Here is a 16,451-nt window from a genome sequence, read left to right on the forward strand (position 1 = left end):
GCGGGGCCAGGGAACAGACTCACCTGGCGCAAAAAACCGAGGTTTAGGCGGCTTTGGGTTTGGGCGGGAACTTGGGCGCGTGCAGACCCAGCTGCATGCCGCGCTCGACCATGCCCATGATGTCCTCCTGCGCGACTTCGAACAGACGCTTGAGCTCGGGCAATACGAAGTACAGCGGTTGCAGGATGTCGATGCGATACGGCGTGCGCATCGCTTCCAGCGGATCGAAGGCCTGGTGCTCGGGTTCGGACGACAGGCTGTACACCGTCTCCTTGGGCGACGACAAAATGCCGCCACCGTAGATGCGCAGGCCGGCGGGCGTATCGACCAGGCCGAACTCGATGGTCATCCAGTACAGCCGCGCCAGGTACACCCGTTGCTCCTTGGTGGCCGCGAGGCCGAGCTTGCCATAGGTGTGGGTGAATTCGGCGAACCAGGGGTTGGTCAGCAGCGGGCAGTGGCCGAAGATCTCGTGGAAAATATCCGGTTCTTGCAGGTAGTCCAGCTCTTCACGGGTACGGATGAACGTCGCTACCGGAAACTGTTTGCTGGCGAGCAATTCGAAGAAGGTCTGGAAGGGGATCAGTGCCGGCACGCGGGCGACTTGCCAGCCGGTGGTCTCGGCCAGCACTTTGTTGACCTCGCCCAACTGCGGGATACGGTCCAGGGGCAGGCCGAGCTTGTCGATGCCGTCCAGGTATTCCTGGCAGGCGCGACCCTCGATCACTTTCAACTGGCGCGTGATCAGGGTGTTCCACACCGCGTGTTCTTCCGGCGGGTAGTGGATAAAACCTTGCGCATCGGGCTCGCGGGCCACGTACTGCGTCTGCTTCATACGGCTCTCCTGCTAGGCATTCGTTCTTGTTATGTCCTGCTGTGCCTCTATTGATAACCCGGCGTGGGCAAGAATCCATCCGCCTCTGACGACGGTGTGTAGGAAAATGCGCTGGTTTTCGTAAAGTAATCGTTACGATTGTGGCATCTTGCGCTGCATTGGGCTGGGAAAAGCTCACAAGCTGTCACATAATCTTGACGACTATCTGCGCCCAGCGACAAAAAGACGCGGCGCCTCCCCACCTTTCGGGTCTTTTCATGCGTATCAAAGTGCACTGCCAGAACCGCATCGGCATCCTGCGGGACATCCTCAACCTGCTGGTGGAGTACGGCGTCAACGTCGCCAAAGGCGAGGTGGGCGGTGAGCATGGCAACGCCATCTATCTGTTCTGCCCGAACCTGGTGAACATGCAGTTCCAGGCATTGCGCCCGCAATTCGAGGCGATTGCCGGGGTGTTTGGTGTGAAAAGGGTAGGGCTGATGCCCAGCGAACGTCGGCATATGGAGCTCAATGCGCTGCTTGGCGCCCTGGAGTTCCCGGTGCTTTCCATCGACATGGGCGGCTCCATCGTCGCCGCCAACCGCGCCGCGGCGCAGTTGCTGGGCGTGCGGGTGGATGAGGTGCCGGGCATTCCGCTGTCGCGCTACGCCGAGGATTTCGATTTGCCGGAGCTGGTGCGCGCGAGCAAATCGCGGATCAACGGGCTGCGGGTCAAGGTCAAGGGCGACGTGTTTCTGGCGGACATCGCGCCGCTGCAATCTTCCGAGCACGATGACAGCGAAGCCATGGCCGGTGCCGTGTTGACCCTGCACCGAGCCGATCGGGTCGGTGAGCGCATCTATAACGTACGCAAGCAGGAGCTGCGCGGTTTCGACAGCATCTTCCAAAGCTCCAAGGTCATGGCCGCCGTGGTCCGCGAGGCCCGGCGCATGGCACCGCTGGATGCGCCGCTATTAATAGAAGGCGAAACCGGCACCGGCAAGGAATTGCTCGCGCGTGCCTGCCACCTGGCCAGCCCGCGTGGGCAGTCGCCGTTGATGGCCCTCAACTGCGCGGGTTTGCCGGAGTCGATGGCCGAGACCGAATTGTTCGGTTACGGCCCAGGTGCATTTGAAGGCGCACGGGCTGAAGGCAAGCTGGGGCTGCTGGAGCTGACGGCGGGGGGGACGTTGTTTCTCGATGGTGTCGGGGAAATGAGTGCGCGCTTGCAGGTGAAGTTGCTGCGCTTCCTGCAGGACGGTTGCTTCCGGCGTGTGGGCAGTGATGAAGAGGTCTACTTGGATGTGCGGGTGATCTGCGCGACTCAAGTGGACTTGTCGGAACTCTGCGCCCGTGGTGAGTTCCGCCAGGACCTTTACCACCGGCTCAACGTGCTGTCGCTGCATATCCCGCCGCTGCGCGAATGCCTGGATGGCTTGGCACCCTTGGTTGATCACTTCCTTGACCAGGCCAGCCGCCAGATTGGTTGCCCGCTGCCCAAGCTGGCGCCGGCGGCCATGGAGCGCCTCAGCCATTACCACTGGCCGGGCAACGTGCGGCAGCTGGAAAACGTGCTGTTCCAGGCGGTGTCGTTGTGCGAGGGCGGTACAGTGAAGGTTGAGCATATTCGGTTGCCGGACTATGGGGTGCGTCAACCCCTTGGCGATTTTTCCCTGGAGGGTGGGTTGGAAGAGATTGTCGGACGGTTCGAGAAGGCGGTGCTGGAGGCGCTGTACGCAGAACACCCCAGCAGCCGGCAGTTAGGTAAACGGCTAGGGGTTTCGCATACCACGATTGCCAATAAGTTGCGGGACCATCATGTGACCAAGTAACGGTTCCATAGGGTTGCGCGCTGAACACTACGCAAGGTGCGCAGTGTTCAAATTAGCGTGCGTGAGCGGTATCAGTGTGAGCGCTCATCTACAGAACCAATGGGCACGTAGTTGTCTCGATTGCCTTTTTCTTCCCATACGAGCAGGGAGGTATCATTTCCCATGTAATCGGGGAGTGAGACCAGTGAATAGTTTTTACCTTGCGTCAGTAGGTCCATGCTCTTCTTTATTTCTGGTGAAAGTTTGCCATGTACGCCTTTTTTTAAGTCGTCTGAAGTTACACCAAGATTGATGGAGTTTGCGTTGGTTTTAATTATGTTTGGCAAGTCCCATATTGGGTGTCCGATGTTTTTCCTGGAAGCGTCGTCGTTCAGCGGTTGGGTCAAGGTGGGCTTGTTCTCGTCAGTGGGTATCCAGGCGGACTCCAAACCTTTTTCGCTACTTACAATGACCAGTCGGTAGTTTTGACCTTCGTCCAGTTTTTCAAGCTCCTTCCTTGCGTTTGGTGGGAGCGTTCCATACTTGCCGGCTCGGATGTCATCGGACGTAATACCGTGGTCGAACTCTGTTTTTCGATTGGGTATACGGTCGAGTAATTGACCTATTGCCTCAATGGTCCGGGTGGTTTGAGATGTGTCGAGGGCAGGGCGAACGTCCGGGTCGCGACGAGAGTCGGGCAGTCGACGGTCGGGGTTGTAGTCCCGATCATGGCGGGTATCGGGCAGTCGACGGTCGGGGTGGCAGTCCCGCTCATGGCGGGTGTCGGGCAGTCGACGGTCGGGGTGGTAGTCCCGGTCATGGCGGGTTTCGGGCAGTCGACGATGGGGGTGGCAGTCCCGCTCATGGCGGGTATCGGGCAGTCGACGGTCGGGGTGGTAGTCCCGGTCATGACGGGTTTCGGGTAGTCGACGATGGGGGTGGTAGTCCCGGTCATGGCGGGTATCGGGCAGTCGACGGTCGAAACGGTGGTCCCAGTCACGATGGGTGTCGGGGAGCCTACGGTCGTGGCGGTACCCGCGATCCGGTCCGAACTCCGGAAAGTCTCCGTTTGCGTTATGGTCGCGATCGCAGCGGTGGTAATGGGGTTCGGTATACGTGCGGTAAGTATCGCGTCGGTCGTAGTGACTGTCGCGGTTGTTTGGGAAGTAAGGCTCCCTGAAATAGATTGAAGGGTTGTCGTTAACTCTAAACATGTTTGTGGGCCTTGTATAAGAGGATAAGTGTGTGTTGCGGAGTGACTTGGGGGTTGTAAGTGGTCGCCGCCGGTTAGGCGGTGGGAGGAAGTTACGCCGGGTGGAAAAGTGCGGCAAGGGAGCTTTTTTGAGGAAATGTAATTGTGTGCCGGTCGCGATTGGAAAATAGTGCGCCTTATCAGCGCGTCGTGGAATGCAAGTTAAAACACATGCCTTAACTAATTGTGCGAGTGTGTGGAGGTGGCGGTTTTCGCAGTGCGTGTGATTTTTGAAATAATAAATAGAGAGGGCCTGAGATTTATATCAATAAGTCTCGGTTGTGTTGCATTAGTCAAGTCAACTTTGCGGGATGCGCGGGCTTGGTTTGTGCTGGGGCGGCGAGATCTTTTGAGGGGGATGGTCCTTGGCGCCGGTGTTTGCCGTTAGCGGCATAACTCCGCCGTTTTTTCGACTCATCTGTTGGGCGCGACGCTTGAGGAAAATCCTGAACCCCCTGTGTTCATTGGCTTTTTACGCCATTTTGAAAGTTGGTTCGCAAATTGCTTATCCCTTATCAGTACAGCGGTGGGCGGCAAGCGTCCGTCAGAAAGAGGATAGAGCGTGGACAAGTACCTTTATGTGGCAATGACCGGCGCCAGCCAGAATGCTCTGGCGCAGAAGGCCCATGCCAACAACCTGGCGAACATTTCCACCAATGGTTTCCAACGCGACCTGGAACAGGCGCGTTCGATGCCGGTGTTTGGTGACAGCTTTCCGGCGCGGGCGTTTGCCCTTACCGAACGCCCGGCCACCGACTTCACCCCTGGCGCGATGATCGAAACCGGCCGTGACCTTGACGTGGCCGTCAGCGGCGACGGCTGGATGGCCGTGCAAACCCCTGACGGCAGCGAGGCCTACGTGCGCAGCGCAAGCATGAACGTCGATGCGTTGGGCGTGCTGCGTGCCGGCAACGGCATGCCGATCATGGGCAACGGTGGCCCGATTGCGGTGCCACCCCAGCAGAAAATCGAAGTGGGCGCCGACGGCACCATCAGCATCCGCGCCATGGGCGAAGGCCCGCGCGTCATGGCTGAAGTGGACCGGATCAAGCTGGTCCAGCCTGACCTGAAGAATATGACCAAAGGCCTCGACGGCACCATCCACACCAAGGATGGCCAGCCGGCCCAGGCCGATGCGGGCGTCAAGCTGACCTCGGGCTTCTTGCAGGCCAGCAACGTCAATGCGGTGGAAGAAATGACCGCAGTGCTCGCGCTTTCCAAGCAGTTCGAGCTGCACATCAAGATGATGAACAGCGCCAAAGAAGACGACCAGGCCATGACTCGCGTCATGCAGATGAGCTGATTGCAGCCCACTAATTAATTTGCCACGCCGCGCCAACAAACAGGCGCACAGAGGAGAACAGCATGCTTCCGGCTCTATGGGTTGCCAAAACCGGTCTGTCCGCCCAGGACACCAACCTGACCACCATCTCCAACAACCTGGCGAACGTGTCGACCACGGGTTTCAAGCGTGACCGCGCCGAGTTCCAGGACCTGCTCTACCAGATCAAGAAGCAGCCGGGCGCCCAGTCGACCCAGGACAGCGAACTGCCATCGGGCCTGCAACTGGGTACCGGTGTGCAGATCGTCGGCACGCAGAAGAACTTCAGTGCCGGTAACCTGCAACAGACCGGCCAGCCGCTGGACATGGCGATCAACGGCCGTGGTTTCTTCCAGATCCTGCAACCGGATGGCACTACCTCCTACACCCGCGACGGTACTTTCCACCTGGATTCCAACGGCCAGATCGTGACCGCCAACGGTTTCGCCCTGGAGCCTGCGGTTGTCGTGCCAGCAGATGCCAAGACCTTCACCGTCGGCAACGACGGCACCGTGTCGATCACCGTAGCCGGCAACCCGGCGTCGCAAGTGATCGGCAACCTGCAAACCGCCGACTTCATCAACCCGGCCGGTCTGCAAGCCATGGGCAACAACCTGTTCCTCGAAACCGCCTCCAGCGGCGCGCCGCAAATCGGCACCCCTGGCCTGAACGGTTTCGGCACCACGCTGCAAAGCACCCTGGAAACCTCCAACGTGAGCACGGTTGAGGAGATGGTCAACATGATCACCACCCAGCGCGCCTACGAGATGAACTCCAAGGTGATTTCCACCGCCGACCAGATGCTCTCGTTTGTCACGCAGAATCTGTAATCAAGTCTATGGGGCGCTCTTGAGGGCGCCTGCAACACCGTGAGGTAAGGGTCATGAATCGCTACGTTTCTGTTCTGGCATTGAGTGGGATCACCGTGCTCGCGGGCTGTGTCGCCCCTACGCCAAAACCCAATGACCCGTACTACGCGCCGGTGTTGCCACGCACGCCGCTGCCGGCGGCGGCCAACAATGGCTCGATCTACCAGGCCGGTTTCGAACAGAACCTGTACAGCGACCGCAAGGCGTTCCGGGTCGGCGACATCATCACCATCACCCTGAACGAGAAGACTCAGGCCAGCAAGAATGCCAACTCCCAGGTCGGCAAGACCAGCAAGACCGGTATCGGCCTGACCTCGTTGTTCGGTGCCGTGCCCAACACCAACAACCCACTGGGCGATGGCGACCTGAGCCTGAGCGCCGGCTACAGCGGTGATCGCGCCACCAACGGCAAGAGTTCGGCGGGGCAGGGCAACAGCCTGACCGGTTCGATCACCGTCACCGTGGCCGATGTGCTGCCCAACGGCATCATCGCCGTGCGCGGTGAAAAGTGGATGACCCTCAACACCGGTGACGAGCTGGTGCGCATTGCCGGCATGGTCCGTGCCGATGACATCTCCACCGACAACACTGTGCCGTCCACACGGATTGCCGATGCACGCATTACCTACTCGGGTACGGGTTCGTTTGCGGATGCAAGTCAGCCGGGCTGGTTCGACCGTTTCTTCCTTAGCCCGCTGTTCCCTTTCTAGGTGATGACTTTGAACCTCAAACAGCTGATGGCAGCGGCACTCTTGCTGTCCCTGAGCGCCGTCGCCCAGGCCGAGCGCCTGAAAGACATCGCGAGCATCTCCGGCGTGCGTTCCAACCAGTTGATCGGTTACGGCCTGGTGGTGGGGCTCAACGGTACGGGTGACCAGACCACCCAGACCCCGTTCACCTTGCAGACCTTCAACAACATGCTCTCGCAGTTCGGCATCAAGGTGCCGGCGGGTTCGGGCAACGTGCAACTGAAAAACGTCGCGGCCGTGTCGATCAGTGCCGACCTGCCGGCGTTCTCCAAGCCGGGCCAGGTGGTGGACATCACCGTGTCGTCCATCGGTAACTCGAAAAGCCTGCGTGGCGGCACCCTGTTGATGACGCCGCTCAAAGGTATCGACGGCAACGTCTACGCCATTGCCCAGGGCAACCTGGTGGTGGGCGGGTTTGACGCCGAAGGTCGCGACGGTTCGAAGATCACCGTCAACGTGCCGTCGGCCGGGCGGATTCCTGGCGGCGCCACGGTAGAACGCACCGTGCCGAGCGGCTTCAACCAAGGCAATAGCCTGACCCTGAACCTCAACCGTTCCGACTTCACCACCGCCAAGCGTGTGGTTGACAAGATCAACGACATGCTCGGCCCTGGCGTGGCCCAGGCCATCGACGGCGGCTCGATCCGCGTGACCGCGCCGCTGGACCCAAGCCAGCGGGTGGACTACCTGTCGATCCTGGAAAACCTTGAAGTCGACCCGGGCCAGGCGGTGGCCAAAGTCATCATCAACTCGCGCACCGGCACCATCGTGATCGGCCAGAACGTCAAAGTTTCGCCGGCGGCGGTGACCCACGGCAGCCTGACCGTGACCATCACCGAAGACCCGATCGTCAGCCAGCCTGGGCCGTTGTCCAACGGCCAGACGGCAGTGGTGCCGCGCTCGCGTGTCAACGCTCAGCAAGAAGCCAAGCCGATGTTCAAATTCGGCCCCGGCACCACCCTGGATGAGATTGTCCGTGCGGTGAACCAGGTGGGCGCAGCGCCCGGCGACTTGATGGCGATCCTTGAAGCATTGAAACAGGCCGGCGCCTTGCAAGCCGACCTGATCGTGATCTGAGGCCATGGCCATGGATATGCGCAAGAGCGGGATCAGCAGCACGGCGGACTCGGGGTCTTACTCCGACTTGGGCAGGCTTAACCAGCTCAAGGTCGGCGCCGACAAGAACAGCGAAGGCAACATGCGCAAGGTGGCGCAGGAGTTTGAGTCGTTGTTCGTCAGCGAAATGCTCAAGTCCATGCGTTCGGCCACCGAGGCGTTGGGCAAGGACAACCCGATGAACACGCCGGCGGCCAAGCAGTATCAGGAAATGTACGACCAGCAGTTGGCGGTGTCGATGTCCCGCGAAGGCGGCGGTATCGGCCTGGCCGATGTGTTGATGCGCCAGATGCAGAAGAACAAGCCGGTGGACGCCCAGGCGGCCACCTTGCAGGGCCCGGCGGCGGCAGAGCCGGTGAAGAAGGTCGATGTGCCGACGGAAATTGGTGCCGGTACCCAGGCCGACGGTGCACTCGGTCGCTCCAATGGCCAGCGTCCATTGTGGGCCTATCGCGTCGCGGTGCCCGAAGGCACTGCCAGCGCTCACGTCAACGATATGGAGCTGATGAACCAGCGCCGCATCGCCTTGCCGAGCAAACTCACCGACCGCCTGCTGGCCGGCATCGTGCCCAGCACCGACACCACGGTCGCCAAGGCTGCACCGCTGCGTAACAGCGCTGCCGATGACAATGTGGTCAACAGCACCACGCGCAGCTTTGCCGTGCCCAGCGATCGCATGCAGATCTACAGCCGCGCCATCGCCCAGCCGCCGCTGGCGCCAGCGAAAAAAGCCTTCAGTTCCCAGGATGAGTTCGTCGCCACCATGTTGCCGATGGCCAAGGCCGCCGCCGCGCGGATTGGCGTCGATCCGAAGTACCTGGTGGCCCAGGCCGCCCTGGAAACCGGCTGGGGCAAATCGGTAATGCGTGCCGAAGACGGCAGCAGCAGCCACAACCTGTTCGGCATCAAGGCCGGCCAGAGCTGGCAGGGCGGTCAGGCCCGTGCGATCACCAGCGAGTTTCGTGATGGCGCGATGGTCAAGGAAACGGCGCAGTTCCGTTCCTACGCCTCGTACCAGGACAGCTTCCACGACCTCGTGACCTTGCTGCAAAGCAATGATCGCTATAAAGAAGTTGTGAAATCGGCCGATAACCCCGAACAGTTTGTACGCGAGTTGCAAAAAGCCGGTTACGCAACCGACCCGGCCTATGCCAGCAAGATTTCGCAGATCGCCAAAACGATGGACAGTTACCAGAATTACGCTGCCGCTGGCGCAACCACACATTTATAAGGTCTGAACCATGAGTTTGCTCAGTATCGGGATGTCAGGGCTCAATGCCGCTCAAGGATCGTTGTCGGTCTTGAGTAATAACATTGCCAACGTTAATACCCCGGGATACTCGCGTCAGCAGAGCAGTCAGACCGCCAATGCGTCGAACCAGTTCGGTGGGGTGTTCATTGGCAGCGGCACCACCCTGGCTGACGTGCGTCGGGTGTACAACGAGTACCTGGATGCTGCTTACCAGAACAGCACTGCCTTGAGCAGCGATGCCAATACGTACCAAGGTCAGATCAGTGCGGTGGATAAAGTCCTCTCGGATAAGACCACGGGAATGTCGTCGGTGCTCAGTTCATTCTTTGCGACCTTGCAGACGGCTTCGTCCAATCCGAGTGATTTGTCTGCTCGGCAGTTGCTGGTTGCCAATGCCAAGACCCTGAGCAATCGCTTCAACTCAATTTCGACGCAGTTGACCCAGCAGAAAGAAACCATCAATAGCCAGCTCAAAACGATGAGTGATCAGGTCAATCAACTGACCGACTCGATTGCAGCGCTCAATAAGCAGATCGTCCAGGCCCAAGGCTCGGCGAGTTCCCCGCCGGCCAATCTGCTGGACTCGCGCAATGAGGCGGTGCGCTCTCTCAATCAGTTGATCGGGGTGACAACCACCGAAAAGAATGGGCAGTTCACGGTTACCACCGGCACGGGCCAGCCGCTGGTGGAGGGCGGTATTTCCAATACCATTTCGGCGGTGCCCAGTTATACCGACAACAGTCAATACACCATCCAACTGAACGTCAACAGTACCAGTCTGGATCTAGGCTCGGTGATCAGTGGTGGCAGTATTGGTGGCTTGCTGCGTTATCGCAGCGACGCTCTGATGCCAGCCATCAACGAGTTGGGGCGACTTGCCATTGCCACTGCGGACACCCTCAATAACCAACTGGGGCAAGGCCTGGATTTGAATGGTGATTTCGGTACTTCGCTGTTCAAGGACGTCAACAGTGCCATGGCAATTGCAGCGCGTAGTCAGGGCGCTTCCGGCAACACTGCGGCCTCCAGTAACCTGAATGTGACGATCACCGACAGCAGCAAGCTGACGACGTTTGATTACAAGGTCACCTTCAGCGACCAAACCAATCCCAATATGGTGACTGTGCTGCGTTCGGACGGTAAGGCGATGGGTACTTTCGACATCACCGCTACCACCCAGGTGCCGATCGACGGCTTCACTCTGGCACTCGATGGCAAAGGCACAATGGGGTTTGGCGACAGCTTCAAGGTCAGCCCAACCGCAACCGGCGCGAGCTCCATCGGTGTCGAAATGGTTGATGCCAACAAGCTTGCGTTTGCCGCGCCGTTGGCGGGTGAGAGCAGCAAGACCAACTCCGGTACCGGCACCTTTACTGCACCATCCCTGACTAAGGCGCTGGATATCCACGGTGGTGCCGCGACCGCGCAACTGCGCGGCAATATCGAAGCCCTGATGCCGGTGAAGATGGTGTATGGCAAGCCGGCCGCCGACGGTACTCAGTCGTATACGATCAGCAATGCCCAAGGCAAACCCCTGGGTACCGGTACCATCATTCCGGGGCAGGCCAACGCGCTCACCATCAATGTTCCCGAGTTGGATGCCAGCGGAGCCGTGATTCCCGGTTCTGGCTTCACGTTCGACACCACCGTCAATGGCTCACCGGCGGAGGGTGACAGCACCACGTTTTCGTTCAACAGTGGCGGCAAATCCGATGGTCGCAATGCGCAGCAATTGCTTGATCTACAGACTAAGGCCACGGTTGGATTGGGTGACGGCAATGTTGGCGTTAGCCTGGTCGGTGCCAATAGTCGCCTGGTGTCCCAAGTAGGTGCCAAGGCCAGTCAGTCCGGCGTCGATGTGGCTGCCACGGGCGCTTTGCTGACGGCCAACAAAAGTGCGCGTGACTCGGTGTCCGGGGTCAATCTGGATGATGAGGCGGGCGATATGATCAAGTTCCAGCAGTACTACACCGCATCGTCGCAAATCATCAAGGCTGCGCAAGAAACCTTCACCACGTTGATCAATAGCCTTTAAGGGAGTCTGGGACGATGCGTATTTCTACACAGCAGTATTTCGAAACCAGCTCCGCCAAATACCAGGAAAATTATTCCAGTGTGGTGAAGGCTCAGGATCAAGCCAGCTCTGGCGTGCGGGTGCAAACGGCGGCGGATGATCCGGTGGCGGCGGCGCGGTTGTTGATGTTGCAGCAGCAGAAAGACATGCTGGCGCAGTATGGCGGCAATATCGACACGTTGAAAAACTCGCTGAATACCGAAGACAGCGTTCTGGCAAACATCAACACTGCCGTGCAGAGAGGCAGCGAGCTGGCACTGAAGGCCGGTAATGTCGGAATCAGTGATGCTGACCGCAAGTCGATTGCTGCTGAAATCGGGTCCCTGGAAGACCAGATCATGGGGCTGCTCAACACCAAGGATGCCAGCGGTAACTACCTGTTCTCCGGGAGCAAGACCGACACCCCGCCTTACGCCCGCAACAACGATGGTACCTATACCTATCAAGGTGATGACACCGCGCTGAACCTGCGGGTGGCGGAGAACCTGTCCATACGCATGGGGGATACGGCGAAATCCATGCTGGAGACGTCGGCGAACACCGGTCGTACTCAAGCGACGCGGGTGCTTGCAGATCCGGCAGTGGATGTGGACGACGGCAAGGTGACCGTTTCGGCCGGCCTGATTGCTTCGGGCGTCGACAGCAAATTTGCGGATGGCCAGCCTTATACGCTGAAGTTCACCAGCAGCACCCAGTACACCGTCAGTGACCGGACCGGTAAAGACATTACCTCGGAGATTCCGGGCAATGGCACTTTTGACTCCACCAAGGAGGGCGCTTCGACGGTCAATCTGCGCGGGGTCAAGTTCGACATCGGATTGAACCTGGGCAAGGACGTTTTGCCGGGCGCGCCTGCGGATGCGCTGGTCAAGGACCGTGAGTTCACCCTGGCACTCAAGCCGGACAGCTTCAGCGTTTCACGCACGCCGAGCAACCCGTCGACTGCGCAGTTGAGCGGTGGTTCGGTGACCGACGCGGCGGCTTACGCCAGCACTTTTCCCAACGCCGGCCTAGTCGTCAAGTTTGGTGCAAGTGGTGCTTATGACGTTTACGCGCAGCCGTACACCGCTGACAGCAAAGCCATCGCCAGCGACACCCTGGCGGCGGGTGCGACCTCTATAACGGTGGCTGGTGTGACGCTTGGCGTTACCACTGCGCCTGCACCGGCCGATGGTGATCAGTTCCTGGTTGGTGCCACCAGTAACAAGAATGAAAACGTGCTCGATACCCTCAGTCGCTTGCGCAGAACCCTTGAGACGCCGTCGGATGGCAATCCTGCGGCGCAGAAGGAGCTCAAGGATGTGGTGGCCCGGTCCATCGGTAACTTGACCAATGCCTACAGTCAGATCGATCAGGTGCGCGGCAGTATCGGCGCGCGCCTTAACACCTTGGACATCCAGGTCGAGGAAAACACCAGTCTGAGCCTGGCAAACAGCACGACCATGAGTTCGCTGGGGAACGTCGACTTTGCAGAGGCGGCCATTAATCTGAGCTTGCAACAGACGATGTTGCAGGCTTCGCAGCTGGCCTTCGTGAAAATCTCGCAGTTGAGCCTGTTCAACAAGATGTAAACGGCGTCATCCCCAGCGGCCCAGCCTGGAAACAGGCTGGGCCGTTGTCGTTTACGCGGTTTAATTGTTTGAAGGTTTTGCATAAACCACACAGAATTGAGTGACCTGTGAGTCATAAAGCGCATCTTCACTGTATCGTGTGAAAAGGATAAGTCGTCTCAGAGTCCTTGCGCAGCGGCTTTCAGCGAGTTTTTTGCGGGGTTGCCCCCTTTATTGTCAGCACCCGGCGAGGCGACTCGCGGGGTGATCTCCAGCTATTTAGTATTGGGAAGCCACAATGATTGGCATAAAAAGCATCGCCAGTTACGTGCCGGCCGACGGGATCGATAACTACGCCCAGGGTGCCAAATTCGCCAAGGATGAAGAGTTCATCATTGGCAAGATCGGTTCGGCGTTCCTGCCGCGCAAGGAAGCCGCGCAGGAAACCTCCGATCTGTGTGTCGAGGCGGTCAACGCTTTGTTTGCCAATAACCCCGATTTGAAGCGTGAGTCCATCGACGCGCTGATCGTCGTCACCCAGAACGGTGATGAAGAGGGTTTGCCCCACACGGCCGCCATCGTCCAGGACAAGCTCGGCTTGCCGACTCACGTCGCGGCGTTCGATATTTCCCTGGGCTGCTCCGGCTACGTCTACGGCATCTACGCGATGAAGGGCTTCATGGAAGCCACTGGCCTGAAAAACGGCCTGCTGATCACCGCCGACCCGTATTCGAAGATCGTTGATCCGGAAGACCGCAACACCACCATGCTGTTCGGTGACGCTGCCACCGCGACCTGGATGGGCGAAGACGCGTCCTGGCTGCTGGGCAAGTCCAAGTTCGGCACCGACGGTTCCGGCGCGCCGCACCTGAAGGTCAGCGACGGCGTGTTCTTCATGAACGGTCGCCAGGTGTTCAACTTTGCCCTGCTTAAAGTGCCTGCGCATCTGCACGAGCTGCTCAATGAGTCGGATCTGCAAGCGGATGACATCGATGCGTTCTGCATCCATCAGGGCAGTGCGGCGATTGTCGATGCCGTGGCGCGTCGGTTTGAAGATGCGCCGGTGGACAAGTTCATCAAGGACATGGTCGAGACCGGCAACACCGTGTCGTCGAGCATTCCATTGCTGCTGGAAAAGCACGTGATGGATGCGACCTGGAAGCGCGTAGCCATCAGCGGTTTTGGGGTGGGCCTGTCGTGGGGTTCGGCGATTCTGCATCGTCCGTGAGCCTTTAACGCGTAGCACAAAAAAACGCCGATGATCGAAAGATCATCGGCGTTTTTTATTTGGCGCCAGAAAAGCCAATGAATCCGGGGTTTTTTGCCTGCGTAAGCCCTTGAATTGCAAGGGGTGGCACGTCGCCAGCAAAAAAATCAAAAAAAATCCTCAAGCAACCGACACACACGACGATAACTATTACGAAGGTTCTCTAGGCCACACCCGGCGGTTGCCAGGGCCGGAAGCCGCAGTATCCCATCCAACGAGGATTTCGTCATGGCATTATCAGTAAACACCAACATCACTTCCCTGGGTGTCCAGAAGAACCTGAACAAAGCTTCCGACGCTCTGAGCCAGTCGATGAACCGTCTGTCCTCCGGCCTGAAAATCAACAGCGCCAAAGACGACGCTGCCGGCATGCAGATCGCCAACCGTCTGAACAACCAGGTCAAAGGCCTGAACGTTGCCATCGCCAACGCCAACAACGGCGTGTCGATTGCCCAGACTGCTGAAGGCGCGATGCAAGAATCCACCAACACCCTGCAGCGTCTGCGTGAACTCGCCCTGCAAGCGGCGAACGGTGATAAAAGCGACGCTGACCGTGTTTCCCTGCAGCAAGAATTCACCGCTAAAGTGGGCGAGCTGAACCGTATCGCCAGCACCACTACCTTCGGTGGTCGTAACCTGCTGGACGGCTCGTTCAACAACGTAGCTTTCCAAATCGGCGCCAACGCTAACGAGACTATCTCGTTCGGCATGACCGACATCAGCTCCACTGCCCTGAAAGGCAACTACAAAGAAGCTGCTGTAAACGGCACTGCAATGACTGGCCTGGCTGCTACTGCTACTGGTTCGGTTGTTGGTGACAAGGCCACTGTAACTGGTGGTGCTGCCGCTACTGCTTTGGCTGCTGGCGATGCCATCACCATTAACGGTACTTCGATCACCCTGGCTACCGGTGTTGTGGCTGCTGGTTCTGCTGCCGGTACCGCTGCGGTCGCCGCGATCAACGCACAAACCGCTACCACCGGCGTAACTGCCAGCACTACCGCTGCTGGTATCGTTAGCCTGTCGTCGAGCAGTGCAATCACCATCGGCGCTACTCCAGCTACCGGTCCAACCGCTCTGGGCATGACCGCTGGTACTACCGCTGCAGCTACCCCGACTACCCTGACTGCTGCTGGCTCCGTCTCGGTAAACGGTAACAACGTGACTTGGGCTGCAAACGACACCATCGCAAGCGTTGTGACTAGCCTGACCACTGCTGCCGGCACTGGCGGTAGTGCATCGTTCACCAACGGTCGCTTCCAAGTGACTTCGGGTCAAGGCGCTGACATCAAGCTGGCTAACAACACCAGCGGTTCGCTGTCGCAATTGGGCCTGGCTGCTGGTACTACCCAAGCCAAACTGACTGCCGACACTTCGATCAGCCTGAACGGCGTTGAAGTCAAGTTCAAGAAGGGCGACACCTCTGACTCGATCGTTTCCTCGATCAACAGCGCCAGCACCGGTGTTAAAGCCAGCAAAAACGCTGACGGTACCCTGAACCTGTTCGCCGACAAAGACATCACTGTCAAAGACGGCAGCGCTGGCACTGGCCTGGCTGCTCTGGGTCTGACCACTGTTGCCGCTGCTGGCACCAAGTCTGCCGTGACCATGGAAACCAGCGTTTCCGACCTGAGCATCCTGTCCGCCGCTTCCTCGCAGCAGGCTATCCAGGCTCTGGATGACGCCATGCAGCAGATCGACAGCCAGCGTTCGCAGCTGGGTGCCGTACAAAACCGCTTCGCCAGCACCGTGGCCAACCTGCAGAGCATTTCGCAGAACTCCTCCGCTGCCAAAGGCCGCGTAGAAGACGCTGACTTCGCTTCTGAAGCTGCTGAACTGACCAAGCAACAAACCCTGCAACAGGCTTCCACTGCAATCCTGTCCCAGGCCAACCAACTGCCATCCTCTGTTCTGAAGCTGCTTCAGTAATAGCCGGTAGCGGTTAAATAACGGGAGGGTGCGTGAATAACGTGCCCTTCCGTTTTTCAGTTTGGAGGTGATGACATGGACATGAGCATCAAGCTGAACACGCCGTACCCGGCTGCCGTAACCCAGGCCAACACTGCGCCTGTCGCCAAGGCTGAGCCTGCGGTGAACAGTGACGCGAAAGTTCCAGCGAGTGAAGAGCCGCAACGCGTTGCGCTGGAAAAAGCAGTCACCGATATGCGTGAGTTTGTGCAGGCCTCACAGCGCAACCTGGATTTTTCCATCGATGACTCCACTGGCATAGTGGTCGTCAAGGTGATCGCCACCGACAGTGGTGAAGTGATTCGACAGCTTCCATCGGAGACCGCGCTGAAATTGGCGCAGAATTTGAGCGATGCCAGCAGCCTGCTGTTTGATAGCAAGGCTTGAGTTGGCACGAAACATGTTTCT

The 16,451-nt window shown here is 58.8% G+C and carries 13 protein-coding genes; 11 read left to right on the forward strand and 2 right to left on the reverse strand.

Annotation, left to right across the window (positions count from 1 at the left end; all coding sequences use genetic code 11):
* Nucleotides 1-43: 43 nt before the first annotated feature.
* Entirely contained in the window at nt 44-835 is a 792-nt protein-coding gene (gene phhA, locus LIY36_RS04970; protein ID WP_192297030.1) for a phenylalanine 4-monooxygenase, read from the reverse strand.
* A gap of 257 nt (nt 836-1,092) precedes the next feature.
* On the opposite strand from phhA, the gene LIY36_RS04975 reads away from it, so the two are divergent.
* Nucleotides 1,093-2,646 carry a sigma-54-dependent transcriptional regulator gene (locus LIY36_RS04975; RefSeq protein WP_226454984.1) on the forward strand — a complete coding sequence of 518 codons (1,554 nt, stop codon included), beginning with the start codon at nt 1,093-1,095 and terminating at the stop codon, nt 2,644-2,646.
* A gap of 71 nt (nt 2,647-2,717) precedes the next feature.
* On the opposite strand, the gene LIY36_RS04980 is transcribed toward LIY36_RS04975, so the two are convergent.
* A complete protein-coding gene (locus LIY36_RS04980; RefSeq protein WP_226454985.1) occupies nt 2,718-3,839 on the reverse strand; it encodes a hypothetical protein in 1,122 nt (373 codons plus the stop codon).
* Nucleotides 3,840-4,439: 600 nt separating this feature from the next.
* On the opposite strand from LIY36_RS04980, the gene LIY36_RS04985 reads away from it, so the two are divergent.
* The 10 genes from LIY36_RS04985 to LIY36_RS05030 all read left to right on the forward strand — a co-directional run bounded on the left by LIY36_RS04985 (nt 4,440) and on the right by LIY36_RS05030 (nt 16,430).
* Nucleotides 4,440-5,180 carry a flagellar basal body rod protein FlgF gene (locus LIY36_RS04985; RefSeq protein ID WP_192297027.1) on the forward strand — a complete coding sequence of 247 codons (741 nt, stop codon included), beginning with the start codon at nt 4,440-4,442 and terminating at the stop codon, nt 5,178-5,180.
* A gap of 62 nt (nt 5,181-5,242) precedes the next feature.
* A complete protein-coding gene (flgG, locus tag LIY36_RS04990; RefSeq protein ID WP_005790105.1) occupies nt 5,243-6,028 on the forward strand; it encodes a flagellar basal-body rod protein FlgG in 786 nt (261 codons plus the stop codon).
* Nucleotides 6,029-6,081: 53 nt separating this feature from the next.
* A complete protein-coding gene (gene flgH, locus LIY36_RS04995; RefSeq protein ID WP_192297026.1) occupies nt 6,082-6,777 on the forward strand; it encodes a flagellar basal body L-ring protein FlgH in 696 nt (231 codons plus the stop codon).
* 3 nt (nt 6,778-6,780) lie between these two features.
* A complete protein-coding gene (locus tag LIY36_RS05000) occupies nt 6,781-7,893 on the forward strand; it encodes a flagellar basal body P-ring protein FlgI (RefSeq protein ID WP_370694869.1) in 1,113 nt (370 codons plus the stop codon).
* 4 nt (nt 7,894-7,897) lie between these two features.
* A complete protein-coding gene (gene flgJ / locus LIY36_RS05005; protein WP_226454986.1) occupies nt 7,898-9,163 on the forward strand; it encodes a flagellar assembly peptidoglycan hydrolase FlgJ in 1,266 nt (421 codons plus the stop codon).
* A gap of 10 nt (nt 9,164-9,173) precedes the next feature.
* On the forward strand, nt 9,174-11,219 hold the full coding sequence (flgK, locus tag LIY36_RS05010; protein WP_226454987.1) for a flagellar hook-associated protein FlgK: 2,046 nt from the start codon (nt 9,174-9,176) through the stop codon (nt 11,217-11,219).
* A gap of 14 nt (nt 11,220-11,233) precedes the next feature.
* Nucleotides 11,234-12,829 (forward strand): flagellar hook-associated protein 3, encoded by a 1,596-nt coding sequence (locus tag LIY36_RS05015; RefSeq protein ID WP_226454988.1) that lies wholly within the window; start codon nt 11,234-11,236, stop codon nt 12,827-12,829.
* A 277-nt stretch (nt 12,830-13,106) separates the two neighbouring features.
* On the forward strand, nt 13,107-14,036 hold the full coding sequence (locus LIY36_RS05020; protein WP_192297022.1) for a ketoacyl-ACP synthase III: 930 nt from the start codon (nt 13,107-13,109) through the stop codon (nt 14,034-14,036).
* A gap of 267 nt (nt 14,037-14,303) precedes the next feature.
* Nucleotides 14,304-16,004 (forward strand): flagellin N-terminal helical domain-containing protein, encoded by a 1,701-nt coding sequence (locus LIY36_RS05025; RefSeq protein WP_226454989.1) that lies wholly within the window; start codon nt 14,304-14,306, stop codon nt 16,002-16,004.
* Nucleotides 16,005-16,079: 75 nt separating this feature from the next.
* Nucleotides 16,080-16,430: a flagellar protein FlaG gene (locus LIY36_RS05030; protein WP_226454990.1), complete on the forward strand. Its 351-nt coding sequence runs from the start codon at nt 16,080-16,082 to the stop codon at nt 16,428-16,430.
* Nucleotides 16,431-16,451: the final 21 nt, after the last annotated feature.

Origin of the sequence: Pseudomonas sp. AF03-9 (assembly GCF_020515815.1) — a bacterium.
Classification (GTDB): Bacteria; Pseudomonadota; Gammaproteobacteria; order Pseudomonadales; family Pseudomonadaceae; genus Aquipseudomonas.

Excerpts from the sequence above, each read along its gene's own strand:
- LIY36_RS05025 (WP_226454989.1), top strand. The coding sequence starts at position 14,304 with ATGGCATTATCAGTAAACACCAACATCACTTCCCTGGGTGTCCAGAAG.
- LIY36_RS05000 (WP_370694869.1), top strand. The coding sequence starts at position 6,781 with ATGACTTTGAACCTCAAACAGCTGATGGCAGCGGCACTCTTGCTGTCC.
- LIY36_RS05015 (WP_226454988.1), top strand. The coding sequence starts at position 11,234 with ATGCGTATTTCTACACAGCAGTATTTCGAAACCAGCTCCGCCAAATAC.
- phhA (WP_192297030.1), bottom strand. The coding sequence starts at position 835 with ATGAAGCAGACGCAGTACGTGGCCCGCGAGCCCGATGCGCAAGGTTTT.
- flgH (WP_192297026.1), top strand. The coding sequence starts at position 6,082 with ATGAATCGCTACGTTTCTGTTCTGGCATTGAGTGGGATCACCGTGCTC.
- LIY36_RS04980 (WP_226454985.1), bottom strand. The coding sequence starts at position 3,839 with ATGTTTAGAGTTAACGACAACCCTTCAATCTATTTCAGGGAGCCTTAC.
- flgJ (WP_226454986.1), top strand. The coding sequence starts at position 7,898 with ATGGCCATGGATATGCGCAAGAGCGGGATCAGCAGCACGGCGGACTCG.
- LIY36_RS04975 (WP_226454984.1), top strand. The coding sequence starts at position 1,093 with ATGCGTATCAAAGTGCACTGCCAGAACCGCATCGGCATCCTGCGGGAC.
- LIY36_RS05020 (WP_192297022.1), top strand. The coding sequence starts at position 13,107 with ATGATTGGCATAAAAAGCATCGCCAGTTACGTGCCGGCCGACGGGATC.
- flgG (WP_005790105.1), top strand. The coding sequence starts at position 5,243 with ATGCTTCCGGCTCTATGGGTTGCCAAAACCGGTCTGTCCGCCCAGGAC.
- flgK (WP_226454987.1), top strand. The coding sequence starts at position 9,174 with ATGAGTTTGCTCAGTATCGGGATGTCAGGGCTCAATGCCGCTCAAGGA.
- LIY36_RS05030 (WP_226454990.1), top strand. The coding sequence starts at position 16,080 with ATGGACATGAGCATCAAGCTGAACACGCCGTACCCGGCTGCCGTAACC.